Here is a 24,947-nt window from a genome sequence, read left to right as displayed (position 1 = left end):
ATTTTTATAATTACCTAAAAAACGCGATTTAAATCTCATTTAAAAATATAAAAATGGCCATTTTCTCACCAGGTGAGACACTTCACATTTTAATAATCCACTTGCAACTAAATTCCCTCCATCAGCAACACAATCGATTCAGCAAAAGGAATGAAAAATGAAAAAAACATTAGCTTTAACCGCAATCGCTATGCTTGTTTCTGGGCCAGTAGTAGCAAAAACGTGGGTGCTGACAAGTGCTGAAAGCGGCATGGATAAAGGAAACTGGCAGATAACAAGCGACCAGCTGAAGATTAAAGATCATAATTTCAGCATTGAGCAAAAAGTCCTTCACGGCGGTAAACAAGAAGGCAGCAAAATCCTCGTCATCCACAGCAAAGACGGCCTGACAATTACCCTGAGCCCGACACGCGGCATGAACCTGCTAAAAATCGAAGGGTTTGGTTCGCGGATGGGCTGGGACTCGCCGGTTAAAGAGGTCGTCAACCCGGCGTTCATAAACCTTGAAAGCCGCAACGGGCTGGGGTGGCTGGAAGGCTTCAATGAGATGATGGTGCGCTGCGGCTATGAATGGACCGGCCATCCGGTAACCGCAGACGGTCAGATTTATACCCTGCACGGCAAAGTTGGCAACACGCCGGCTTCACAGGTGGAAGTGGAAGTCGCTGACGCCGCGCCGTATGAAATTCGCGTTCGCGGACTGGTGAAGGAGAGCACGTTTAAGAAAGCGGATCTGCAGACCATGACCGAGTTGCGCTATGTACCCGGCAGCAACAGCTTCAGCCTGCACGATGTCTTAACCAACCATGCCGACTATCCGCATGACTATCAAATTATCTATCACAGCAACTTTGGCCAGCCGATCCTCGAAGAGGGGGCCCGCTTCCTGGCGCCGATCTCAAGCATCAGCCCGTTCAATGACTACGCCAAGGCCGGCCTAAAAACCTGGCAAACCTACGCCGGTCCAACCAAAGGTTTCGATGAAATGGTGTTTAATATGCAGCCGCTGGCGGATGAAAATCATCAAACCCTGGCCGCCGTGGTCAACAAAGCCGGCGATAAAGGGGCATCGATTCAGTTTGATACCCGCCAGTTGCCGGTACTGACGCTGTGGAAAAACACCGATACCGAGAAACAGGGCTACGTAACCGGTATTGAGCCGGGCACCAGCTACGCCTATCCGGTGACCATCGAGCGCGAGCAAAAACGCGTTAAGCAACTTCAGCCTGGGGCAAGCACCCAGTTTGATCTGACCTATACGCTGCTGCACAGCAGCGAGCAGGTTGCCGACGTGGAGAAGAAAATCGCGGCTATTCAGGGCGATACCAAAGTAACGGAAAACGAAACACCTATCGCGAAGGAGTAGCGCTGTTTCCAGGAGGCGGCGCTGCGCACCTGTCCGGACTACCGGACCGCAGACGGCAGTAAACCTGTAGCCCCGGTAAGGCGTCAGCCGCCACCGGGGAATGGTTCAGAGTCCAGGATGGATATACTTTCCTGCAGGCGGCGCTTGGCGCGCCTTATACGGGTTACAAAACCTTGGCCGCACCAGCCCGATCCATGACCACCAAACGCAAATCCTGTGCAAAACGCTGGTACTGCACTTCATTAATCGGCTGCGGGTAGCTCAACACGATCAATTCATGATCGGCGATCCCCTGATGATAGCTCGGGTGACGATGCGTCCAGGGATTCGCGCAAAACCCCATGGTTTCATAAAAGCGCAGGCGCTTATGGGCAATCTCGCTGGTCAGCGGATCGATTTCCAGGATGGTCAGCGGCGCCCGCTGAAGTATTTCAGCTAACAACTGCTTGCCGTAGCCGCGCGATCGTAACCTGTCGTCAACGGCCAGATGCTCAATGTAGACATAGTCGATAAACCGCCAGCCGCCGCTCAGGCCAATAAACAGGCCATCATCGAACCAGGCTTCGAGTTCATAATGCGGATTATCAAGCGCCTGCTGTTTAGCCCCGGCTTCACGCTGTTCATGCCACGGGAAGGCCCTGCCGTACAGCGCGTCAAGCGCGGGAAAATGCGCGGAATCGGTAGAGGTCACTCTTTGTGAAATCAACATGAACCGTCCTGGTCACAAAAACCATCCGCCCTCGCGCGGAGGGCGGATAAACGAGGAGAATAGCTTACTCGACCGCCTCGGCTTTTTTCGCCAGCTTATCGAGCAGCTTCTGATGAATGCCGCCAAACCCGCCGTTGCTCATCACCAGAATGTGGTCGCCCGGATGCGCGGTTTTAACAATCATATCCACCAGCGCATCGACATCGGCGCTCCAGTGCGCGGGCTGTACGCAAGCGTCAGCCACTTCAGCAACCTGCCACGGAATATGCTGCGGCTGCAGCAGGAAGACTTCGTCCGCTCGGCCAAGGGACGGCGCCAGGTCGTCTTTGCAGATACCCATTTTCATGGTGTTGGAACGAGGTTCAAGCACGGCAAGAATACGCGCGGTACCGCCAACCTTGCCGCGTAGTGCCTGCAGGGTCGCCAGAATCGCCGTCGGGTGGTGGGCAAAATCGTCGTACACGGTCACGCCGTTGGCTTCGCCGCGCAGCTCCAGACGCCGGCGGGCGTTGATAAAGCTGCCCAGCGCGTTAGCCGCATCGGCAGGCTGCACGCCGACATGACGGGCGGCGGCAATGGCCATCAGACCATTATGCATATTATGTTCGCCAACCAGCGCCCACTTCACCTCACCGACTTTCTCGCCGTCCAGCCACACTTCCCATGAGGAAGCATCTGTGGTGAGCTTTTTCGCCTGCCAGTGGCCCTGTTCGCCGACCAGCTCCTGTTCGCTCCAGCAGCCCATCGCCATCGTCTGTTTCAGATTGATGTCGTTCTCCGGCAGGATAATCTTGCCTTTGCCCGGCACAATGCGCACCAGATGATGGAACTGTTTCTGGATCGCTTTCAGATCGTCAAAGATGTCCGCGTGGTCAAACTCAAGGTTATTGAGAATCAACGTGCGCGGGCAGTAGTGAACGAACTTAGAGCGCTTATCGAAGAAAGCGCAGTCGTATTCATCGGCTTCAATCACGAAGAACGGGCTATCGCCGAGGCGTGCGGAAACATCGAAGTTGCCCGGAACGCCGCCGATAACAAAGCCCGGCTTGTAGCCGCAGGCTTCGAGGATCCAGGTCGCCATGCCGGCGGTGGTGGTTTTCCCGTGCGTACCGGCAACCGCCAGCACCCAGCGATCGCGCAGAACGAAGTCGTGCAGCCACTGCGGACCGGACATGTAAGGGATATTATTTTCCAGCACCGCTTCCACGCACGGGTTACCACGCGTCATCGCGTTACCGATAATCACCAGATCCGGCTGCGGATCCAACTGACTGGCATCATATCCTTGAATTAACTCAATTCCCTGGTTTTCCAACAGGGTACTCATTGGCGGATAGACGTTCGCATCCGACCCCGTTACCTCATGACCGAGGGAACGCGCCAGCATCGCCAGCCCCCCCATAAACGTGCCACAGATTCCTAAAATATGAATGCGCATTCGTCACTTCCTTCTCTTATCTGAAGCACAGTTTACCGGGATGTTGGGGGTGAAAGAAATGCATTTAAGGCGAATCCGTATTTTGCTGGCGCGATTCACCTGTGCGAACTTTTTTTATTCTTTGTTAAGATTGTTATGTTCGTTTTACTTCACATAAACATGCAGGGAACGGGTTATGAAAACGTTAGGTGAATTTATTGTCGAAAAGCAGCACGAGTTCTCTCACGCAACCGGCGAGCTTACTGCTTTGTTGTCGGCGATAAAGTTAGGCGCCAAGATCATCCACCGCGATATCAACAAGGCCGGTCTGGTCGATATCCTGGGTGCCAGCGGTGCTGAAAACGTTCAGGGCGAGGTTCAGCAAAAACTCGACCTGTTTGCCAATGAAAAGTTGAAAGCCGCACTGCGAGCACGCGATATTGTTGCCGGGATCGCCTCTGAAGAAGAAGATGAAATTGTCGTCTTTGAAGGATGTGAACACGCCAAATACGTGGTGCTGATGGACCCGCTGGATGGATCTTCTAACATCGACGTTAACGTCTCCGTTGGAACGATTTTCTCTATCTATCGCCGCGTCACGCCGGTGGGAACCCCCGTTACTGAAGAAGATTTCCTGCAACCGGGCAACCGACAGGTCGCCGCGGGCTATGTGGTTTACGGCTCCTCGACGATGCTGGTTTATACCACCGGCTGCGGCGTCCACGCCTTTACCTACGACCCGTCCCTTGGCGTCTTCTGCTTGTGCCAGGAGCGCATGCGCTTCCCGGAAAAGGGCAACACCTACTCGATTAACGAAGGTAACTACATCAAGTTCCCGATGGGTGTGAAGAAGTACATCAAGCATTGCCAGGAAGAAGATAGAGAGACCCAGCGCCCGTACACCTCGCGCTACATCGGCTCCCTGGTGGCGGATTTCCACCGCAACCTGCTAAAAGGCGGCATCTATCTCTACCCGAGCACCGCCAGCCACCCGGACGGTAAACTGCGCCTGCTGTACGAATGCAACCCGATGGCGTTCCTCGCGGAACAGGCGGGCGGTAAGGCCAGCGATGGTAAAGAGCGTATTCTGGATATCATTCCGGAAAGCCTGCACCAGCGCCGTTCTTTCTTCGTCGGCAATAACCATATGGTTGAAGACGTCGAGAACTTTATTAAAGAGTTCCCGGACGCATAAAGCGCCTCTTCCCCTCGCGCCGTACGGGAGGGGAAATTCTCCAATCAGTGTCCCACCCTTGTCACCGGCGAGCTCTGCCGATTCTCCCACAGCACCGTCAGGCCGCGCTGCAGCGCAATAAAGATAAACAGCAGGATACCGATGGCGATCTTGGTCCACCATGAACTGAGGGTACCGTCGAAGTTGATATAGGTTTGAATCAGCCCCTGAATCCCTACGCCAAACAGCGTGCCGAGCACCGTCCCTACCCCACCGCTTAACAGCGTGCCGCCGATAACCACTGAAGCAATCGCGTCCAGCTCGACGCCGACGCCCGCCAGCGCATAGCCCGCCTGGGTATAAATAGAGAAGACGATCCCCGCCAGCGTCGCCAGTCCGGTGGAGAGCATATAGATGCGGATCGTCGTGCTCCGCGTGGAGATCCCCATCAGGTTCGCCGACGTCGCGTTGCCGCCGATGGCATAAACCTGATTGCCGAAGCGGGTGCGGTGGGCCATAAAAATTCCGCCGATCACCACCAGCAGCATCAGCAGCCCCATCGCGCTCAGACGCCCGCCGCCGGGGATGGTCCATGCCAGTCCTGACAGCGCGTCATATACCGGGTGATTAATGGGAATCGACTCTTCCGAAACCAGGTAGCTGACGCCGCGCAGGAAAAACATCCCGGCGAGGGTGATGATAAACGCCGGGATCTTCAGCGCATCAATAAGCAGGCCCATAAACGCGCCAAAGGCGCAGCCCATCACCAGTACCAGCGGAAACGCCACCAGTGGCGAGATCCCCCAGAAACCAATCGCTTTAGCGAGAAAGACCCCGGTAAAGGCGATCACCGACCCGACCGACAGATCGATCCCGCCGGAGAGGATCACGAAGGTCATACCGACGGCGATAATCCCGAGAAAAGCATTGTCGGTCAGGATATTACAGATCACCCGCGTCGAGGCAAAGCCGGGAAACTGGGTCAGGCAGTAAAGGTACCCCAGCACAAATACCGCGAGGGTGATCATTAACGGTAAATTACGTTTTATCATGGCCGCGCATCCCCTTCAGTATGCTGATAAAGCGCGGCGACTGGACGATCAGTACGCACAGCACCACCACCGCTTTAACTACCTGATTAAGCTCCGGCGGGAAGCCTGACAGCAGGATCCCGGTATTCATACCCTGGATAATCAGCGCCCCGACGACCGAGAGCAGCAGGTTAAAGCGCCCGCCCATCAGCGAGCCGCCGCCGATAACCACCGCCAGGATGGCGTCCAGCTCCAGCCACAGCCCGGCGTTATTGGCATCCGCGCCGCGAATATCCGCCGCAACGATAATCCCGGCGATTGCCGCGCAAACGCCGCTAAGTACATAGGCTAACATCACGACGACGCGGGTATTTACGCCGGCGTTTTTCGCCGCGCGAATGTTAATCCCCACCGCTTCGATAAACATTCCCAGCGCGGTTTTGCGGGTAAACAGCCAGAACAGCGCCAGCGTGACGATGGCGATAATCACCGGCGTCGGGAACAGCAGCAGCGAACCGCTGCCCAGCCACGCCAGATGCGGTGAGTCAAAGGTCACGATCTGCCCGGAGGTGATCAGCTGCGCCACTCCGCGCCCGGCGACCATCAGGATCAGCGTGGCGACGAACGGCTGGATCTTCAGCACCGCCACCAGGATCCCGTTCCACAGACCGGCCAGCGCGCCGGCCGCCAGCGAAGCCAGCAGCACAATCGGCAGGCTGTGCCCTGCCACGGTCATCGACGCTGCCGTTGCGCCGGCAATCGCCATCACCGCCCCGACGGAGAGGTCAATCCCGCCGGTGGCGATAACCAGCGTCATGCCAATCGCCAGCAGCGCCACCGGGGCGGCGCGGTTTAAAATGTCTATCGGGCTGCCGAACAGCCGCCCGTCCTGGAGCACGACCTGATAAAAATGCGGCGCGACCAGGCTGTCAACGACCAGCACCAGCAGCAGCGCAATAATTTGCGGCATCCCTTTTGGCCAGTTAAAGCGCCGTTTCGGCTGGCCGCTTTTCGGAACAGATTGAGGCATCATCGGTTACTCCTTATGCCGCAATAGCGTTCATGATCGCCGGTACGGAGAGCTCGCTCAGCGACAGCTCCGCCACCTGCTGGCGATCGCGCATGATAATCACCCGATCGGCGTAACCCACCAGCTCTTCCAGCTCAGAAGAGATGACCAGCAGCGCCAGGCCATCGGCACACAGAGTTTCTATCAGGCGAATGATTTCGGCGTGGGCGCCAACGTCAATACCGCGAGTCGGTTCATCGAGGATCAGGAACTGCGGCTTCGTCAGCAGCCAGCGGGAGAGCAGCACCTTCTGCTGATTACCGCCGGAGAGAAATTCGATCGGCTGTTCAGCGCTGGGGGTACGAATACCGAGCTGACGAATAAAACGTTCGGCAATCTCATTTTGTTCGCGGCGACTAATCGGCCGCAGCCAGCCGCGCTGCGCCTGTAGCGCGAGAACGATATTTTCCCGCACCGAGGCGGCGGCGATAATGCCGTCGGTTTTACGATCTTCCGGACAGAAGCCAATCCCGAGGCACGATGCCTGATGCGGCGAGCGCAGGGTTTGCGGCTTGCCTTTGATCCACGCTTTGCCGCTGTCGGCGGGTTTAATGCCGAAAATGACTTCCGCGGTTTCCGTGCGTCCGGAGCCTAGCAGACCCGCCAGGCCGACGATCTCACCGGGACGGACCTGCAGACTAAACGGTGCGATGGTGCCTTTTTTGCCAAAATCTTCGAAGGCGGCCACCGGTTTATCACTCAGCAGGGTGCGGCCCGCACGCTGCAGGGCGTTATGCTCCAGCTCGCGGCCCAGCATCATTTTCACCAGTTCAATTTGCGGTAGCTCGCGGGTTTCCCGGCAGCCGACAAAACCGCCGTTACGCAGAACGGTGATGCGGTCGCTGACGGCGTAAACCTGGTCGAGGAAGTGGGTGACGAAAATCAGGCTGACGCCGCTATCGCGCAGCTGGCGCATCAGGGTGAAGAGCATTTCCACCTCCTGGGTATCCAGGCTGGCGGTCGGTTCATCAAGAATTAACACTTTTGCTGACAGGTCAATTGCCCGGCAGATCGCGACAATCTGCTGCATGGCGACCGAAAAGCGGTTCAGCGGTTCACGGACATCGAGAGAAAAACCGTAGGACGCCATCAGCGCGGTGGCGCGTTTTTCCATCTCTTTGCGCTGCAGGAGGCCAAAGCGCCGGGGCTCGCGGCCAATAAACAGATTATCCGCCACCGACATGTTAGGCAGCAGGTTTACTTCCTGATAGACGGTGCCGATCCCCAGCTGCTGGGCGTGGGCGGTGTTTTTTGGCGAGATCTCCCGGCCTTCCAGCCATATTGCCCCGCGATCAGCGTGGTAGACGCCGGTAAGCGCTTTAATCAGGGTGGACTTACCCGCGCCGTTTTCGCCTAACAGAGCCATGATTTCGCCCCGGCGCAGGCTGAAATTAACGTTATCCAGCGCCTTCACGCCGGGGAAAAATTTGCTTAGCCCTTCAGTTCGAAGGATTTCCTGATGTTGTTCGCCGTTCATGCTCTCCCCTCACCTTAACCCGCTCCCCGACCGGGAGAGGGTGTTCAGCCGCGCCTTAGCGACCGGGAAAATCCCGGAGGCGGCGCCGCGCGCCTGTCCGGGCTACTCAATCCGCAGACGGCGATGAACCTGTCGCCCGGTGCGCATAGCGTCACCGGGAGCGTGCGTGTTTTTCGCTACTCAATAGCCCATATTTTTCTTCTTCTCTAACTCTTCTTTCGCCGTATCCGGCAGGTAGAGGGTCGATTTGGTGATGGTGACTTTTTCAGGCAGGGTGCCGTCTTTTTTGTATTTCTCCAGCGCATCGAACGCCGGGCCGGCCATATTCGGCGTCAGCTCGACGCTGGCGTTAGCCTCGCCGGCCATCATCGCTTTATAGATATCCGGCACGCCGTCGATAGAGCCGGTGAGGATATCTTTGCCCGGCTTCAGCCCGGCCTCTTTAATCGCCTGAATCGCGCCAATCACCATGTCGTCGTTATGGGCGTAAACCATGCAGATGTTCTTGCCGTTGTTCTCCGCTTTGATAAAGCTCTCCATCACTTCTTTACCCTTACTGCGGGTAAAGTCGCCGGACTGGGAGCGGATAATCTTGATATTGGAGGCTTTAGAAATGGCTTCAGCAAAGCCTTTCTTGCGGTCAATCGCCACGCTGGCCCCTACGGTGCCCTGCAGTTCAACAACGTTACACGGCTTGCCGTCGACGGTTTTCACCAGCCACTCACCGATCAGTTGGCCTTCCAGCACGTTGTTCGCGGTGACGGTGGTCATATAGAGATCTTTGTCTTTGACATCAATAGAGCGGTCGAGCAGGAATACCGGGATTTTGGCTTCTTTCGCTTCCTTCAGTACCGGCTCCCAGCCGGTCGCCACTACCGGAGCGATGAAGATGGCATCGACGCCCTGAGCGATGAAGGAGCGTACGGCTTTAATCTGGTTTTCCTGTTTTTGTTGGGCGTCGGCAATCTTCAGCGTAATGCCGCGCTTCGCGGCCTCTTCCTTCGCGACGTTGGTTTCGGCCGCACGCCAGCCGGATTCAGAACCGACCTGCGAAAAACCTACGGTAAGAGGGGCAGCCATGACCATAGACGACATAGCTGCGGAAACTGCTGTGACAAGAAGTAAGCGCTTCCACATAAGAGGATCCTCGTAGGGTTATTGTTGGTTAAAGCCTCACCTGCGGACAAACTATAGACAATCGGAGATGTAACTGAATGCGTTACATCACACTTCAAAAAAGTTAATTAGATGTTAATCAGCACCCATCTCATCAGCGGAGAGCCGATGAGGCTTCGCGAGCCGTGCGAGCTTCACCGTTTATGACGAAATTTTTCACACTTTGAGATATCAAGCATATGCAATGAAAACGGTTACATAATTTTATTCAGTATGCGGCTATGTTTATGGATTTTCAGGCTGTATGACGGGGAAAATTTCAGACTCCCCCCACCCGTTCTGGAGAAAAAGAAGCGAAGACATTCGATGCGAGTTGGCTATAATACCGGGCACTTGTTTGCCATACATTTTAAAGGAAACAGACATGAGCTTACTCAACGTACCTGCGGGCAAAGATCTGCCGGAAGACATCTACGTCGTGATCGAGATCCCGGCGAACGCAGATCCTATCAAATACGAAGTCGACAAAGAGAGCGGTGCACTGTTCGTTGACCGTTTCATGTCCACGGCAATGTTCTATCCGTGCAACTACGGCTACATCAACCACACTCTCTCCCTGGACGGCGACCCGGTTGACGTACTGGTCCCGACCCCGTATCCGCTGGAGCCAGGTTCAGTTATCCGCTGCCGTCCGGTTGGCGTACTGAAAATGACCGACGAATCCGGTGAAGATGCGAAGCTGGTTGCGGTACCGCACACCAAACTGAGCAAAGAGTACGATCACATCAAAGATGTGAGCGACCTGCCGGAACTGTTGAAAGCGCAGATCACCCACTTCTTCGAGCACTATAAAGACCTCGAAGCGGGCAAATGGGTTAAGGTTGACGGCTGGGACAACGCTGAAGCGGCGAAAGCTGAAATCGTAGCTTCCTTCGAGCGCGCGAAGAAGTAATTCTTCCGCACTCAGGTTAGCGAAAACACCGCCTCCGGGCGGTGTTTTTATTTGGCATATTGAGCCATTTCCCGGTTAGCGACTAATGCGCCTTAGCCGGGCGACAACACCCAACTTCACAAAAAACAACGCCACCTAAGGGTGGCGTTATCATTATTAATACTGGTCTTTATCCAACCAGTTGCCGCTTTCTATCAGCGTGAAGCCCTCAACGGGGCGCTGATAGACATACATCCAGGCGCTACCGTAAGGCGTCTGGATCAGGTGACGAGCATACTCGCCGCCTTTGGTACGCAGCGCATCCAATTCAGCCAGCGTCGATGCGTCAATACGATAGACTTCACCATGTACCGTGCCATCGCCGGGCACCGCGCCTGGATAGTGGCCCAGGCTGTACAGTTGATAATCATTGACACTATGATCGCCCAGCCACTGAGCGTTGGTCATCCAGTGGCTGTTGCCTTGTTTGCGTCGTAAACTGCCGTAAACAAATATTCGCATTGCTAAAACTCAAACTGATAGAGCAAATCGAGAGCCTGGTCTACACCAGACACGGCTTCCATATATAGCTTAGGCATCAGGCGATAACGTAACGTCAATGTCGCCAGGGAATCAAAGATCCCTACCCCATATTTTACCTGCAGACCGGGCAGCACATAGCCGCTGACCACCACCTGGGAGGAGTCGCCCACTCCCTCGGTATCCAGCGCCAGATTGCTTACGCCAAACGTCTCGCCGATTTTACCCACAACCTGACCACTTTGTGCAACCCCCATACCAATAAGCATGGAGGTCATTGCCGCACTATCGCTCTGTCCGCTGCCTAAACCCTGCCCGCGGAGCAGGTAAGAGAGCGCTTCCTGCTGCGACATCGCCGGATCGGAGAAAATCTCCGCTTTCGGCTGATCGGCCGAGCCGGTGACGCGAACGCCGGCGATAACGTCGTCCTCGGTGGCGTCCGGATTACGAATGGCTTCGATATTCAGCAGCGGCTGATCCGGAGGACCGGAGAACAGCAGCTCACCTTTACGCACGATCAGATCCTGCCCGTAGGCATGGAAGCGCCCCTCCGGGATGTTGATCTGCCCGTTGAGCCCCAGCCCCTGTTTGTCCTGAGCGACTTTCAAATCACCGGTCAAACGCGCTTTCAGACCGAAGGCATCCAGACGAACGTTGTTGCCTACGTGAATAGTCAGGTTGCTGTTGATAGGGATACCGGCGCTCTGCTGCTTAATCGGCTGCAGATTTTTATCCAGCATCACTTCGTCAGATGAGACCCCAACGGCGCTTTCCGGCACTTCGTTGACCACGATACGCGCCCAGGGCACATCAACGCTGCCATCCAGGTTAAACAGGCTTGGCGTGGCGGTAAACACCACGTCCGGCGAGACATCCAGGCGCACCATCGGCGGCACGGTTATCCGCACCCGGCTGCCCTTCGCCGCAATCTGCGCGCGCCAGTTATCAATCTGCGTCCAGTCGGCGTTGCCGCTGAGCGCGATGTGGCCCTGGCTGGTATTCACCGTTCCCTGTAGGGTCGAGCGGGTACCGGTGAAATTCATCGCCAGCTGGCTCGGCTGCATATCGAACGGCATAAAGTTACCGTCAATATCAACGCCATTCAGCTGCATTTGACCGAACAGCTGCGGACTCTGAAGGTTGCCGCCAAGCGTCAGGCGTGCATTCAGTCTCCCTTCCGCCTTTTCGCCGCGCGAGAAGATTGGGTTAATCATCGCCAGCGAGAAGTTGTTGATATTGACGTTACCGCCCAGATTACGTCGGCCCTGCGGATCGGTGACCTGCACCTGCCCGTCCAACTGGCCATTGTTGGTCAGACGAATTAGCCAGCCCAACTGGGCGCGATTATTATGCAGATCGGCGGTGAGGTTGAGAGTATCGAAAGCCACCGGCAACGGCGCGTCGTTGACCGTCTGCGTCACCTTCACGTTACGCCCGCTCAGGGTGACCTTACCCTGCGGCAGCCCCTCTTTGGTAGTGTCCCAACTCACATCGGCATTACCGCTAAACACGCCGCTGGCCTGGGTCGCTTCCGGCATAAAGGGCTTCAGCATCGCGAGATCGAAACGGTTGAGGTTCACCACCGCGCGCCCGCTTGCCCCGGCGTCGATGGTCTGCGGTACGCACAGCTCGGCGTTCGGGTTAGTCCAGCAGTGCGGCCCGATGCTGATTTTCTGTTCGAGGTTACGATAATCCAGCGCGATATCGCGCGTCAGCGCAACCGGCCCCACCGGGGTCTGGAAACGGGTATTGCTCAGCGAGCCTTTCCAGCGCTCCGCTTTGCGGTCAAAGCTCCCCGCCAGCGACAGCTGCCCGGAGACCGGATCGCCCTGCACCCGCAGCTGCAGGTCGTGCTGCTTCTCGTTGCCCTTGGCATTGAGCTGCACCAGACTGATATTGACGCCCGGCTGGCTAATGCGGTCCACGCGTACGTCAAGATTACCGCCAATCTGGTCGGTGGATTTCACATCGCCCTTCACGTTCACCTGGGCCACCGACAGCTCCTGCCAGCGCAGCGCCCGGGCGGTAATATCCGCCAGCAGCTGCGGCGCGTCGACGGTGCCGCGAACCTTCACCAGCCCCTTCGCTGTGCCGCCCAGGCCCGGCAGGGCGTTGTCGAGATGCGGCGCGTCAATGGTGGCGTCAAGGTTAAGGTCTTTGACCCCCAGCTCGCCTTTCACATCAGCGCTGTTGGGGCCTAACGCCAGATGCAGACCGGGGATTTTCCACTGCATATAGCTGTTGCCCTGCAGCGAACCGCTCACATCGACTTTATTTTGCTTCACGTTACCGGTGATTTTCAGCTCCGGCACCGACATCTGCCAGCTGCCGCCGTACAGGCTGCCCTGAGTCTTAATCAGGCCGTTGAGCTTCGACGGCCAGTCCGGGACCTCTTTAGCGGTATTGATACCGTCAAGCGTCAGTTCGCCGCGCCAGCTGATCGCCTGCTGCCAGTCGAGCAGCGCCTTCAGTTCGGTTTTCCCTTCGAGGGCGGCGACGGTCAGCTTATCAAGATTGACCTGCTGCTCGTTGCCCTTGGCGTTGAGGTTAATCTTCGCCGGCGGCAGCGACTGCCCTTTGACCGCGGTGCTGAAGGCCAGGGTGTAGTCGGTCATTTTGCCGTTAAATTTCAGCAGGAGATCGTCAGCCTGATACGCTTTCTCGCCGGTGAACGGCCAGTAGAGCTGCTTACTTTTAATCTCCATATCCAACGGTAGCCCCGCCTCCGCCAGCTGCGCTTCGGCGCGCAGGGTCATCGCCACGGGACCGTTTAAATCCACGCCGAGCGCAAGCTTTTTACGCACTTCACCGCCCACTTTCAGCTGCACTTTCTCGCCCTTGAGGGGATTAATATTCAGCGTACTGTTGAGGGTAATATCGACCGGCCAGTTATCCTGCAGCTGGGCGTTGCCGGAAGCCGTGACTTTGCCCTGGTCGGAGTCCACATCCAGCGCGTCCAGCTTCATCTGTCCATCAATACTGCTGACTTTAAGCAGCAGATTATAGATGGTGATATCGGTGTCGCCGGTGAGACGCAGCTGCTCGCCGCGGAACGCCTGAATATTGAGATTCAACGGCAGATGGACGTCGGTCATCTCCGGCAGCACCGGCTTCGAGAACAGATCTTTCATCGTCTCGCCGAGCGGCTTTTCTTCCGGCTGCGGATTGTCAATTTTCGGCTCGACCACCTGCTCCTGGGCCACCTTCGCCACCTTCGGCAGCGCGATGAGCAACCCCTGCAGGGAGGTCGGCGTCAGGGTCAGGTTTTTCTCCTGCCAGTTCAGACCGCTGGTAAAGTCGCGCAGCGAGACGGCGGTATCGTCAATTTTTACGTTGACGTTATGCAGCGCCACCCGGCTCAGCGTGATGGGATAAGGTGTGGAGAGATTCAGCGGGCCGCTATCTTCTTCTTCAACCGGCGCCGCCGGCGGCATCTTGCTGGTATCGATCGCCACATAGATATCGCGCAGAGAAAGATCGTTGACGCACAGGCTGCTGTCCCACAGGCAGCGCAGCTTGACGCCGAGGTGGAACTGACCAGCGGTGACCGCCACGCCCGGCTGCTCAAAGCGCACGTTCTCCAGCGTCAAATCGCGCCAGCCGCCGGTCGCTTTGCCAATCTCCAGCCCCGGAACCCAGCGGTCGGCAGCTTTGATCACCAGATGCAGGCCGGTGGTGGTCCCCACCAGGAATCCTACCGTCCCCAGCAGCAGCACAAGAAAAATCAGTACGCCGAGGCTTATCTTCTTCCATAAACTCATAATTCAGGCCCCAGACCGATATAAAACTGTAAACCGTGCTCTTCTTTGTCGCCGATCGGTCTGGCGATATCCAGCTTGATTGGTCCGACCGGAGACTGCCAGCGTACGCCGAGGCCGGCGCCGGTTTTAAAGTCGCTCTCGCGGATATCGCTCACCGCTTCGCCGCTATCGACGAACACCGCGCCCCACCATTTGCCGCTCACGTTGTACTGATACTCCAGCGAACCGGTAGCCAGCTTCGAGGCCCCCATCAGCTTGCCGTCGTCATCTTTTGGCGAGATAGATTTGTATTTATACCCGCGAATGCTGCGGTCGCCACCGGCGAAGAAACGCAGATCCGGCGGGACCTTGCTGAAGTTATCGGCCTCAATCCAGCCGAGATTGCCGCGTACTACGAAGCGGTGGCGGTCATACAGGGTGCGGATCCAGACGTCCTGCGCCTGCATCACGATAAAGTTGATGTCCGAGCCCCACATGGTATTGGAGTAGTCCACCGAATAGCGCTGCGAATCACCCCAGGTCGGCATCAGGCCGCCGCGCGAACGTGTGCGGTTCACCGACACGCCGGGGTAGATCAGCATGGTGGTGTTAGTGACGTTGGCCTGGGTAAAGTGGTCGAGGCTCCAGCGCAGGTTCAGCGCGCGCTGCCAGCCGCTCGACATCTCCCAAAAACGTGATACCCCGAGAGTCGTAGAGTCAGCTTTGGTATCGTTAAGGTCGGTACGCTTAAAGCCGCCCTGCATCAGGTAGTACTGCTCCAGCGGACTTTTTAACAGCGGCACCTTATAGCTGAAATCAAGCTGCTGTTCAGGGGCGGAAAGGCTGAGGCTAGAGGTCAGGCTGTGGCCGTAGGAGTTCATCCACGGCTTTCTCCAGGTGCCTTTGACGCGCGGCCCGACGTCGGTTGAGTAGCCGACCCCGGTTTCAACGGTATTCTCTTTACGCGGAGAGACGACGCCCTGCAAAGGCAGAACTTTGGTCTGGCGGGATTTTTCAAACTGCGGCGCCACCACGACGGAGCTAAACCAGCCGGTTGCCGCCAGGCGGCGGTTCAGTTCAGCGAGATCCTGCGAAGTGTAGTAGTAGCCCTGCTTAAACGGCACCAGGTTTTGCAGATATTCGTCGCGAATTTGCGAGCCTTCAAAAGTGACCGGGCCAAAGCGGTAGCGCTCGCCGCTGTTGTAGTCGATATCCCAGAAGGCCTGATGTCGGTCGAGAGAGACGCCGAGCTGGCTTTTATTAAACTCGCTATCAAAATAGCCTTTACGTAGCGCAACGCGGGTCAGGGAGCTTTTGAAGCCATCATAGTCGCCGTGGTTTAGCACGGTGCCGATCGCCGGGCGCGTTTTCAACAAATCCAGATAGTCGCGATCGGTTCGGGCGCCGCCGCGTAAAATCACTTCAGTGCCGCCAATACGCACCGGTTCGCCGGGCGTAACTTTGGCGATCAGGACCTGGCGGCCCCTCGCCGGCGGCGGACGTAAATCAAAATCGATCGTCGGTTCGTAGTAGCCGAGCGCTTTCAGGCCTTCGCGGATAGCATCATCAACGCGCGCGCGAAAGCGCCGGTCCGGCGTGACTTCATCGCTCTGGATCGTAGATAGTTGGGCGCGGACGTTTTTTTCCAGTTCCCCGGATAGCCCCTCAACCTGCAAACGCACGCTCGCTGCGCTGGCGACCCCGCTGACCAGCAAAAGGCTGGTGATACATAACTGGCGGATTTGTAGCACGTTTTCTCCTGAATATCCTTGTTTCCCCCCGAAGGAAACGAAAGCGCCGCTCCACGGCTTAACAAAACCCTAACAATCAAGGGTTGAAAAATAGACGTTATCCCAAATAATTCTTATGTTTAAATCTAGACGTATTAAGCGCGTTTATTGTGTTAAAAGACGCGCTTGGTTACAACCTTAACCACATTTTCTGTTTTGAGAGGCCCACCGTGAGTCTATTTGATAAAACGCATCTTGTCGCCCAAGCGGACGCGCTGCCGGGACGCAACACGCCGATGCCGGTGGCTACGCTCCACGCCGTCAATGGTCACTCGATGACCAACGTTCCCGCAGGAATGGAAATCGCCCTGTTCGCCATGGGCTGCTTCTGGGGCGTCGAACGCCTGTTCTGGCAGCTGCCCGGCGTCTACAGTACCGCCGCCGGCTACACCGGCGGCTATACGCCAAACCCGACCTACCGCGAAGTGTGCAGCGGCGAGACCGGTCACGCCGAAGCGGTGCGCGTGGTCTACGATCCGCAGGTTATCAGCTATGAGCAGCTGCTCCAGGTGTTCTGGGAAAACCACGACCCGGCGCAGGGTATGCAGCAGGGTAACGATCGCGGTACCCAGTATCGTTCCGCGATTTATCCGCTGACGCCGGAGCAGAGCGAGGCGGCACAGGCCAGCCTGGCGCGTTTCCAGGCGGCAATGAAGGAAGCTAACGACTCGCGCACTATCACTACCGAGATCGCGACGGCGAAACCGTTCTACTATGCGGAAGACGATCATCAGCAGTATCTGCATAAAAACCCGTACGGATACTGCGGTATCGGCGGAATCGGCGTTTGTTTGCCGCCGCAGGCCTGATGCCGCCGCGTGGTTCCCGCAGGCCGCCGGATTGAATAATTTACGCTCTGGCGGCTTTACAGTACCTTACGCTATACTACGCCGTGCTATCGCCGGTCCAGGGCCTTCGGACCGGCTTTTTGTGAATTCCACTTAGCGTTATCCACTTCCCTTCCGAGGATCTGATCTCAACGGTCAGATAAGATATGTTAAACAGTATTTTAGTAATACTCTGTCTGATAGCCGTCAGTGCGTTCTTTTCGATATCGGAAATCTCGCTGGCCGCATCACGTAAAATCAAACTCAAGCTGCTGGCCGATGATGGCAACATCAACGCTCAACGCGTGCTGAAGATGCAGGAAAACCCCGGTATGTTCTTTACCGTGGTGCAAATCGGCCTCAACGCGGTGGCGATTCTCGGCGGTATCGTCGGCGACGCTGCGTTTTCACCGGCTTTCTACGGCCTGCTGAACCGCTATCTGTCGCCGGAGCTCTCCGAGCAGCTGAGCTTTATTATTTCCTTTACCCTGGTCACCAGCCTGTTCATTCTGTTTGCTGACCTGACTCCGAAACGCATCGGTATGATCGCGCCTGAAGCCGTCGCTTTACGCATCATCAACCCGATGCGCTTCTGCTTGTTTATCTTCCGCCCGCTGGTGTGGTTGTTTAACGGCATGGCCAACAACATCTTCCGCCTGTTCAAAATTCCGATGGTGCGTAAAGACGACATTACCTCTGATGATATCTACGCCGTGGTGGAAGCCGGCGCGCTGGCCGGGGTGCTGCGTAAGCAGGAGCATGAGCTGATTGAAAACGTGTTCGAGCTGGAATCGCGCACCGTGCCTTCATCTATGACCTCGCGTGAAAACGTCATCTGGTTCGATCTTCATGAAGATGAGCAGAGCCTGAAGAATAAGGTCGCGGAGCATCCACACTCCAAATTCCTGGTGTGTAACGAAGATATCGACCACATCATCGGCTACGTTGACTCTAAAGACCTGCTGAACCGCGTGCTGGCGAACCAGAGCCTGGTACTGACCGGCGGCGTGCAGATCCGCAATACCCTGATTGTCCCGGACACCCTGACGCTCTCTGAAGCGCTGGAAAGCTTTAAAACCGCCGGTGAAGACTTCGCCGTGATCATGAACGAGTATGCGCTGGTGGTTGGGATTATCACCCTTAACGACGTGATGACCACCCTGATGGGCGACCTCGTCGGCCAGGGTCTGGAAGAGCAGATCGTCGCGCGCGATGAAAACTCCTGGCTCATCGACGGCGGGACGCCGATTGACGACGTGATGCGGGTGCTGGATATCGATGATTTCCCGCAGTCTGGCAATTACGAGACCATTGGCGGCTTTATGATGTTTATGCTGCGTAAAATTCCCAAGCGGACCGATGCGGTGAAATTCTCCGGCTATAAGTTCGAAGTGGTGGATATCGATAACTACCGTATCGATCAGCTGCTGGTGACCCGTATCGACAATAAGCCGACGGTGCTGGTGCCCAAGCTGCCGGACGCGGCGAATAGCGATAAAGAGTCGGCGTAAAGCGTTTGACGAACCGACAAGGCGGATGAAAATCCGCCTTTTTTATTGCCCGAATGTGAGGCGGCTCACGCCCCTCGGGCGATAGCAGATTTTTACTGCTCCATAGCGAAACGTTCATGACTCCCCTCTGCACAAAAAGGTAACTTTGCTCGCGACTACACGATCATATTCCTGAATAAAGGAAGCGAGGGTTACCATGATAGAATCAAATAAAAACTACTATATAAGCTGTCTGTTCTTCCTGTTCTTCTTTATTGGCTGGGGATGCTGCTATCCTTATTTATCATTGTGGTTAACGGAAATCATCGGTATTAATTATACTGATGTCGGTCTGGTTTATTCCTTTACTGCGGTTATTGCCGTTTGCGTTCAGCCGCTATTCGGTTTTATATCCGACAGGCTGGTTTATCGTAAAAACCTGATGTGGATGCTGGCCATCATTATTACCCTTTTTGCCCCCTACTGGATCTACGTCTTTGCGCCATTATTAAAAGTTAACGTTTTTCTCGGGGCGCTGGCCGGCGGCATTTATATTGGCATGGCCTACGGCGCAGGCTGCGGTATTTGCGAAGCTTACATTGATAAAGTCAGCCGCGCTTCCGGCTTTGAGTTTGGTCGCGCAAGAATGTTTGGCGGCATTGGCGCGGCTATCGGCACCTTCGCGGCAGGCAAGCTCTACGGGATCGACCAGAACATGATTTTCTGGCTGGCCAGTTGCGCAGGCTTATGCCTGCTGGTCATTGTCTGGAAAATGCAGATCAGCGCGCATAAACAAGGCGCGATGCAGAGTCGTAAAGCCTCTCCGGTCACCCTGAGCGACGCCACCTCGCTGCTGAAAATGAAGAAATTCTGGTTCTTCGCGATCTACACGATCGGTGTCGGCGCGGTATATGAAACCTACGACCAGCAGTTCGCCATCTATTACAGCCACTTCTTTGAGAGCAAAGCGCGCGGCGTGGAAGTGTTCGGCTATTTAACCACAGGTCAGATTTTCCTTGATGCGGTGGTGATGTTCTTCGCCCCATGGTTCGTGAATAAAATCGGCCCAAAAAATGCTCTGCTGTACTGCGGAATGATTATGAGTCTGCGCATTATCGGCTCGGCCTGGGCTATTGGCCCGGTGTCCATTAGCCTGATTAAACTGCTGCACGGTTTTGAAAGTTCGGTATTACTCGTTGCCGCGCTGAAATATATCACCGCCAACTTCAACCCGCTGCTATCAGCCACGGTTTATTTAATCGGCTTCCAGTTTTCGAAAAGCTTTAGCTCTATTTTCCTTTCTACTGGCATCGGTCATATGTACCAGAGCATGGGCTTTACCAGCAGCTATATCGTGCTCGGCGGTATCGCCCTGTGCTTTACGCTGATTTCATTTATTACGCTGGATAAAGCGCGCGCTTTTGCCCCGCAGCCGGCGCCCGCGCATTAATTTAAGGAGGTAACCTGTATGTCTGATTTATTTTATGGCGTGGCCTATTACGATGAATATATGCCGGAAGAGCGGCTGGCAAAAGATATCGCCTTAATGCAGGAAACGGGCATTAACGTGGTGCGCATTGCCGAATCGACCTGGAGTACGCTCGAGCCCCGGGAGGGTGAATATAACTTCTATCATATCGACCGGGTGCTGAATGCCATGCATGAGGCGGGGATCGCGGTGATTATCGGTACGCCGACCTACGCCGTCCCGGCCTGGCTGGCGGCTAAACATCCGGACATACTGGTCACCACGGTCGATGGCCAGCAAAAATATGGCCCGCGCCAGATTATGGATATCGTCAACCCGACCTTTCGCCGCTATGCCGAAAAGATTATCTGTACGCTAATGACGCACGTGCAGCACCATCCGGCGATTATTGGCTGGCAGCTGGATAACGAAACCAAGCATTACGATAATATCGGCCGCTATATGCAAGAGGGTTTTGTGCGCAGCCTGCGGGAAAAATACCCCCATCTCGACCGGTTGAATAACGATTTTGGTCTGGACTACTGGAGCAACCGTATTGATAGCTGGCAGGATTTTCCGCCGGTCGAGAATACCATTAACGCCAGCCTCGCCTGCGCGTTCTCTCGCTACCAGCGCCAGCAGGTGACGGAGTATCTCGCCTGGCAGGCGGAGATCGTGCGCGAATATGCCCAGCCGCATCAGTTCGTCACCCACAACTTCGATTTTGAATGGCGCGGCTACTCCTACGGCGTGCAGCCGCGAGTCGACCATTTTGCGGCGGCGCAGGCGCTGGATATTGCCGGTGTCGATATCTATCACCCGGGCCAGAAGCACCTGACCGGGCGGGAAATCGCGTTTGGCGGCGCCATTACGCGCTCGCTCAAGCAGGGTAAGAATTACTTCGTGCTGGAAACCCAGGCGCAGGGCTTTGCCCAATGGACTCCTTATCCGGGCCAGCTGCGCCTGCAGGCCTTTAGCCACGTGGCCTCGGGGGCGGCGATGGTCTCTTACTGGCATTGGCATTCGATTCATAACGCGTTCGAAACTTACTGGAAAGGGCTGTTAAGCCATGACTTTTCACGCAACGCGACCTGGCAGGAGGCCACCACTATCGGGGCTGACTTCGCCCGCCTGTCGCCGCAGCTGGCGGAGCTGAAGGCAGAAAACGACGTCGCGCTGCTGATCAGCAATGAGGCGATGGACGCCCTTAACCAGTTCCGCCCCGGCGACGCGCAGGGCAATATTTATAACGATATTTTCCGCCGCTTCCACGATGCGCTGTACGACCACAATATCAGCCTCGATATTATCCACGACGTTAACGAGGAAACCTCGCGCTATCGCGTGCTGATCGTACCCGGACTCTACGCCGCGGATGATGGCCTGCTTACGCGCATTAACCGCTATATTGAACAGGGCGGCAGAGCGCTGATCGGCTTTAAATCGGGCTTTAGCGATGAAAACGTAAAGGTGCGCAGCGGCGCGCAGCCGGGAGTTTTGTGCGAAAGCTGCGGCGTGAGCTACAGCCAGTTCACCCTGCCGGAAGAGACGACGGTAAGCGCGTGCAGCTCGGACATTGATTGCAGCAAAGATAACCAGGCCGAGCTGTGGATGGAGCTGCTGACGCCGGACGCCGGTACCCGTACGCTACTGCGCTATCAGCATCCGGCATGGGGCGACTATGCCGCCGCCACCGAGGCGGATTACGGCCAGGGCCGGGCGATTTACGTTGGCTTCCTGCCGCAAAAAACGCTGATTAGCCAACTGTTCGACCGGCTGACAGTGGGTCTGGAGCTGCGTTCACGCACCTCGGCCTACCGCTATCCTCTGGTGGTCAAAAAGATGCGCAACCGCGACGGTAATAGCATCCACTTCCTGTTTAACTACTCCGGCGATCCGCTGGCGTTTATCAGCGAGACATCGGGCAACGCGCTGCTGAGCGGGGAAAAAGTTCACTGCGGCCAGCCGTTGCGTCTCAGGGCATGGGAATTTAGTATCATCGAAAGTTAAGCGAGCGGCGCCGCTCGGGCGGGGGAAACGATGCAACTGGATATCAATGAGCTACTGAACTTCTCGCCATTGATGAAGACCTTTACCTTCAACGCCTGGGTCGTCGCCGGCTTTACTCCCATCACCCGCGGCTCAAAGCTGGACTACTACATTAACCGCCCGCAGGGAATGAAAGGTTACATCATCAATCTGACCCTGCGCGGCCAGGCGCGCGCGAAAGCGGGCGACGGCTCTCTTCTGTTTCGTGAAAACGATCTGCTGCTCTTCCCGCCCGGCGTTCCCCACCATTATGGACGGGACGAACACAGCGACTACTGGGATCACCTATGGATCTACTTTATCCCCCGGCCCTACTGGATAGACTGGCTAAAATGGGATCAAACGACCCACGGCATTGGTAAAACCACGGTCAACGATCCTGAGCAGTTGCAAAGCCTGCGCGATCTGTTCTATGAGGTCATCCGCCATCACTCCGCTTCCGCCCCGCTGTCGGAGGCGCTGGCGATGAACGCGCTGGAGCGCCTGATCCTGAGCTGCTTTCAGCGACAGCCGATCAGCAACCGCCACGCCCACGATCCGCGGATTAACGCCGTATGCGACTATCTTAACGAACATATTGCCCAGGAGATTAAGATTGAGAACCTGGCGGCGATGGTTTTTATCTCCCCCTCCCGGCTGGCGCATCTGTTCAAAAATGAACTGGGGCAAACGGTTTACGCCTGGCGCGAGGCGCAGCGCATTAACCGCGCAAAGTGGCTGATCCAAACCACGTCGCTGCCGCTTAACAAAATCGCCCTGTCGGTAGGTTATGGAGACCCGGTCTATTTCACGCGCATTTTCCGCAAGCATAACGGCATTCCGCCGGGCGAGTACCGCAAACGCTATGCGCAAATGAAGGAATAGGTCCAGAAACATCAACGGCTCCCGTTGGGAGCCGCCTTTTTACCGTGTAGCCATACCACTTTTCAGATTATGCCATCTCTGTTTGCAGACGGATAACCTGACGATTGACTTCGGACATCACCGACAAATGCAGCTTGTCCTTCACCTTCGGGATAAGGATTTTGCCCTTATCAAACTCAAAAGCGCCAACGTCCTTGATATACAAACGTCCACGGAACAGGATCTTCACGTACTTCGCTACTTGTAGCGGATTGTAGCGTTGGAAAATTTTCATTGTTGTCTCCTGCCAGGGTTACGCTCCTGTGGTGCCACAGTTAGCCCACGTACCGGAAGCGCAAATTTTAGTGCCCTGAAACTATAGTCCAGAATCTGAGTGATACCCAGTATGTATAAGTTTATTTACCTTATGATGACAATAATTCAGAGTTTTCGTTTCAGGCATCCGATGAAGGTAGTATAAGTCGCCGATTTTGGACGAATTTGTGCGTTAACACGCAAACTGGCACCATCATTGCGGGTAATGCCCATAAATCGCATTTATGATTAAAGCAGACCAAGTGGTCGGATCACCTGCACAAATAATAAAAGGAAACACCATGACCCTACATAGATTACTGGCCGTTTCATGTCTCCTGTTCCCGCTGATGGCGTCGGCGCATAACTTTGTCGATGGTCAGCGCGTTGCGCCGGTCGGCGTCGCGGATCGGGGGGAGCTGGTACTGAACAACGATAAGTTTAGCTATAAAAGCTGGAATAGCGCGCAGCTGGTGGGGAAAGTGCGCGTCGTGCAACATATTGCCGGGCGCTCGTCGGCAAAAGAAAAAAACGCGACCCTGATTGAAGCGATTAAAAGTGCGAAGCTGCCGCACGATCGCTATCAAACCACCACTATCGTCAATACCGATGACGCTATCCCGGGTTCAGGCATGTTTGTCCGCAGCAGTATTGAGAGCAACAAGCAGCTTTACCCCTGGTCGCAGTTTATCGTCGACAGCAACGGTGTGGTCCGCAAAGCGTGGCAGCTTAATGAGGAGAGTTCAGCCATCGTGGTTCTGGATAAAGACGGCCGCGTACAGTGGGCTAAAGACGGCGCGCTTAGTCAGGAAGAGGTGCAGCAGGTGGTGGCCCTGCTGCACAAGCTGCTCAATAAATAGAGACCCGGAAGCCGGGGTTGAGGAACGATTCACGCGGCGTGTAATCAAGGGTACGCCCCTGCCAGTCGTGAACGTGCGCCCCGGCGGCGCTGGCCACCGCATGACCGGCCGCGGTATCCCAGGTGGAGGTCGGCCCGAAGCGCGGATAAAGCTGGGCCTGCCCTTCGGCGACCAGACAGAACTTCAGCGATGAACCGATTGAGGTGGTCTGGTGTTCGCCAAGCTGCTCCAGATACTCCTGCAGTTCCGGGTCATTGCCGTGGGATCGGCTAATCACCACCAGCGGCGGACGCGCATCGCGGACTTGAATCTGCTTGCGAACGCCGCACTCCTCTTTCCATGCTTTGCCCTTTTCCGCGCTGTACATCACCTTCATCACCGGCGCGTAGACTACGCCAAGGATCGGCTTCCCGTTCTCAATCAAGGCGATATTGACCGTGAACTCGCCGTTGCGCTTGATAAACTCTTTGGTGCCGTCCAGCGGGTCCACCAGCCAGTAGCGCTGCCAGTGCTGGCGCACCTCCCAGGCCGGCGGGTCCTCTTCCGACAGAACCGGAATATCGGGCGTCAGCGCCAGCAGGCCGCTGATAATCACCTTGTGCGCCGCAATATCCGCGGCCGTGACCGGAGAATCGTCCTTCTTGCTGGCAACGTCCATCGGCTGTTTTCCATCGTAAACTTCCATGATGGCATCGCCCGCGTTCCGTGCAAGCTGACATACTTGTTCTAACATTC

The 24,947-nt window shown here is 56.0% G+C and carries 20 protein-coding genes; 9 read left to right on the top strand and 11 right to left on the bottom strand.

Features of this window, described 5'->3' with window-relative positions:
* The first annotated feature begins 157 nt into the window (after positions 1 to 157).
* Positions 158 to 1,366 (top strand): aldose 1-epimerase family protein, encoded by a 1,209-nt coding sequence (locus KCG39_RS21310; RefSeq protein WP_004128187.1) that lies wholly within the window; start codon positions 158 to 160, stop codon positions 1,364 to 1,366.
* A gap of 163 nt (positions 1,367 to 1,529) precedes the next feature.
* Here the strand turns inward: KCG39_RS21310 and KCG39_RS21305 are convergent, their stop codons facing one another.
* Both KCG39_RS21305 and mpl read right to left on the bottom strand, forming a co-directional pair.
* The gene (locus KCG39_RS21305) at positions 1,530 to 2,075 is read right to left on the bottom strand and encodes a GNAT family N-acetyltransferase (RefSeq protein WP_004128185.1); all 546 of its coding nucleotides are present in this window, start codon (positions 2,073 to 2,075) and stop codon (positions 1,530 to 1,532) included.
* Between the two features lie 64 nt (positions 2,076 to 2,139).
* On the bottom strand, positions 2,140 to 3,513 hold the full coding sequence (mpl, locus tag KCG39_RS21300) for a UDP-N-acetylmuramate:L-alanyl-gamma-D-glutamyl-meso-diaminopimelate ligase (protein WP_004128184.1): 1,374 nt from the start codon (positions 3,511 to 3,513) through the stop codon (positions 2,140 to 2,142).
* Between the two features lie 175 nt (positions 3,514 to 3,688).
* Here mpl and fbp point away from each other — a divergent pair, with 175 nt between their 5' ends.
* A complete protein-coding gene (fbp, locus tag KCG39_RS21295) occupies positions 3,689 to 4,687 on the top strand; it encodes a class 1 fructose-bisphosphatase (protein ID WP_004128183.1) in 999 nt (332 codons plus the stop codon).
* 44 nt (positions 4,688 to 4,731) lie between these two features.
* Here the strand turns inward: fbp and yjfF are convergent, their stop codons facing one another.
* The 4 genes from yjfF to ytfQ all read right to left on the bottom strand — a co-directional run bounded on the left by yjfF (position 4,732) and on the right by ytfQ (position 9,380).
* Positions 4,732 to 5,718, bottom strand: coding sequence for a galactofuranose ABC transporter, permease protein YjfF (yjfF, locus tag KCG39_RS21290; RefSeq protein ID WP_004128182.1), 987 nt, complete (start codon positions 5,716 to 5,718; stop codon positions 4,732 to 4,734).
* Positions 5,705 to 6,730: a galactofuranose ABC transporter, ATP-binding protein YtfT gene (gene ytfT / locus KCG39_RS21285; protein ID WP_032742013.1), complete on the bottom strand. Its 1,026-nt coding sequence runs from the start codon at positions 6,728 to 6,730 to the stop codon at positions 5,705 to 5,707. The genes yjfF and ytfT overlap by 14 nt, the downstream gene beginning before the upstream one ends.
* A 10-nt stretch (positions 6,731 to 6,740) precedes the next feature.
* A complete protein-coding gene (ytfR, locus tag KCG39_RS21280) occupies positions 6,741 to 8,243 on the bottom strand; it encodes a galactofuranose ABC transporter, ATP-binding protein YtfR (RefSeq protein ID WP_004098046.1) in 1,503 nt (500 codons plus the stop codon).
* Between the two features lie 180 nt (positions 8,244 to 8,423).
* Positions 8,424 to 9,380: a galactofuranose ABC transporter, galactofuranose-binding protein YtfQ gene (ytfQ, locus tag KCG39_RS21275; RefSeq protein ID WP_004098043.1), complete on the bottom strand. Its 957-nt coding sequence runs from the start codon at positions 9,378 to 9,380 to the stop codon at positions 8,424 to 8,426.
* A 403-nt stretch (positions 9,381 to 9,783) separates the two neighbouring features.
* On the opposite strand from ytfQ, the gene ppa reads away from it, so the two are divergent.
* Entirely contained in the window at positions 9,784 to 10,311 is a 528-nt protein-coding gene (gene ppa, locus KCG39_RS21270) for an inorganic diphosphatase (protein ID WP_038636623.1), read from the top strand.
* Between the two features lie 156 nt (positions 10,312 to 10,467).
* Here ppa and KCG39_RS21265 read toward each other — a convergent pair whose 3' ends face one another.
* The 3 genes from KCG39_RS21265 to tamA are packed head-to-tail and all read right to left on the bottom strand — an operon-like array spanning position 10,468 to position 16,321.
* Entirely contained in the window at positions 10,468 to 10,812 is a 345-nt protein-coding gene (locus KCG39_RS21265) for a gamma-glutamylcyclotransferase family protein (protein ID WP_004098039.1), read from the bottom strand.
* Between the two features lie 2 nt (positions 10,813 to 10,814).
* On the bottom strand, positions 10,815 to 14,591 hold the full coding sequence (tamB, locus tag KCG39_RS21260) for an autotransporter assembly complex protein TamB (protein WP_211811469.1): 3,777 nt from the start codon (positions 14,589 to 14,591) through the stop codon (positions 10,815 to 10,817).
* Positions 14,588 to 16,321 (bottom strand): autotransporter assembly complex protein TamA, encoded by a 1,734-nt coding sequence (tamA, locus tag KCG39_RS21255; RefSeq protein ID WP_211811468.1) that lies wholly within the window; start codon positions 16,319 to 16,321, stop codon positions 14,588 to 14,590. Before tamA ends, tamB begins: the two co-directional genes overlap by 4 nt.
* Positions 16,322 to 16,530: 209 nt before the next feature.
* Between tamA and msrA the strand changes: the two genes are divergently transcribed.
* The 5 genes from msrA to araC all read left to right on the top strand — a co-directional run bounded on the left by msrA (position 16,531) and on the right by araC (position 23,058).
* Positions 16,531 to 17,169 (top strand): peptide-methionine (S)-S-oxide reductase MsrA, encoded by a 639-nt coding sequence (gene msrA, locus KCG39_RS21250; RefSeq protein WP_004128176.1) that lies wholly within the window; start codon positions 16,531 to 16,533, stop codon positions 17,167 to 17,169.
* Positions 17,170 to 17,354: 185 nt separating this feature from the next.
* The gene (gene paeA, locus KCG39_RS21245) at positions 17,355 to 18,698 is read left to right on the top strand and encodes a polyamine export protein PaeA (protein ID WP_004128175.1); all 1,344 of its coding nucleotides are present in this window, start codon (positions 17,355 to 17,357) and stop codon (positions 18,696 to 18,698) included.
* A 196-nt stretch (positions 18,699 to 18,894) separates the two neighbouring features.
* Positions 18,895 to 20,127, top strand: coding sequence for an oligosaccharide MFS transporter (locus tag KCG39_RS21240; protein WP_211811467.1), 1,233 nt, complete (start codon positions 18,895 to 18,897; stop codon positions 20,125 to 20,127).
* A gap of 18 nt (positions 20,128 to 20,145) precedes the next feature.
* Positions 20,146 to 22,155 carry a beta-galactosidase gene (locus KCG39_RS21235; RefSeq protein WP_142468498.1) on the top strand — a complete coding sequence of 670 codons (2,010 nt, stop codon included), beginning with the start codon at positions 20,146 to 20,148 and terminating at the stop codon, positions 22,153 to 22,155.
* A 30-nt stretch (positions 22,156 to 22,185) separates the two neighbouring features.
* Positions 22,186 to 23,058, top strand: a complete 873-nt coding sequence (araC, locus tag KCG39_RS21230; protein ID WP_142468497.1) for an arabinose operon transcriptional regulator AraC — start codon at positions 22,186 to 22,188, stop codon at positions 23,056 to 23,058.
* 67 nt (positions 23,059 to 23,125) lie between these two features.
* On the opposite strand, the gene KCG39_RS21225 is transcribed toward araC, so the two are convergent.
* Positions 23,126 to 23,332, bottom strand: a complete 207-nt coding sequence (locus tag KCG39_RS21225; RefSeq protein WP_004128166.1) for a DUF1107 domain-containing protein — start codon at positions 23,330 to 23,332, stop codon at positions 23,126 to 23,128.
* A 322-nt stretch (positions 23,333 to 23,654) separates the two neighbouring features.
* On the opposite strand from KCG39_RS21225, the gene KCG39_RS21220 reads away from it, so the two are divergent.
* Positions 23,655 to 24,212: a YtfJ family protein gene (locus KCG39_RS21220; protein ID WP_004128163.1), complete on the top strand. Its 558-nt coding sequence runs from the start codon at positions 23,655 to 23,657 to the stop codon at positions 24,210 to 24,212.
* Here KCG39_RS21220 and cysQ read toward each other — a convergent pair.
* Entirely contained in the window at positions 24,202 to 24,945 is a 744-nt protein-coding gene (cysQ, locus tag KCG39_RS21215; RefSeq protein WP_004098019.1) for a 3'(2'),5'-bisphosphate nucleotidase CysQ, read from the bottom strand. The genes KCG39_RS21220 and cysQ overlap by 11 nt on opposite strands.
* Between the last annotated feature and the right edge of the window lie 2 nt (positions 24,946 to 24,947).

Source organism: Klebsiella pasteurii (assembly GCF_018139045.1).
Lineage (GTDB): Bacteria > Pseudomonadota > Gammaproteobacteria > Enterobacterales > Enterobacteriaceae > Klebsiella > Klebsiella grimontii.
The sequence above is the reverse complement of the archived record's forward strand: the minus strand, read 5'-3'. Positions and strand labels throughout refer to the sequence as shown.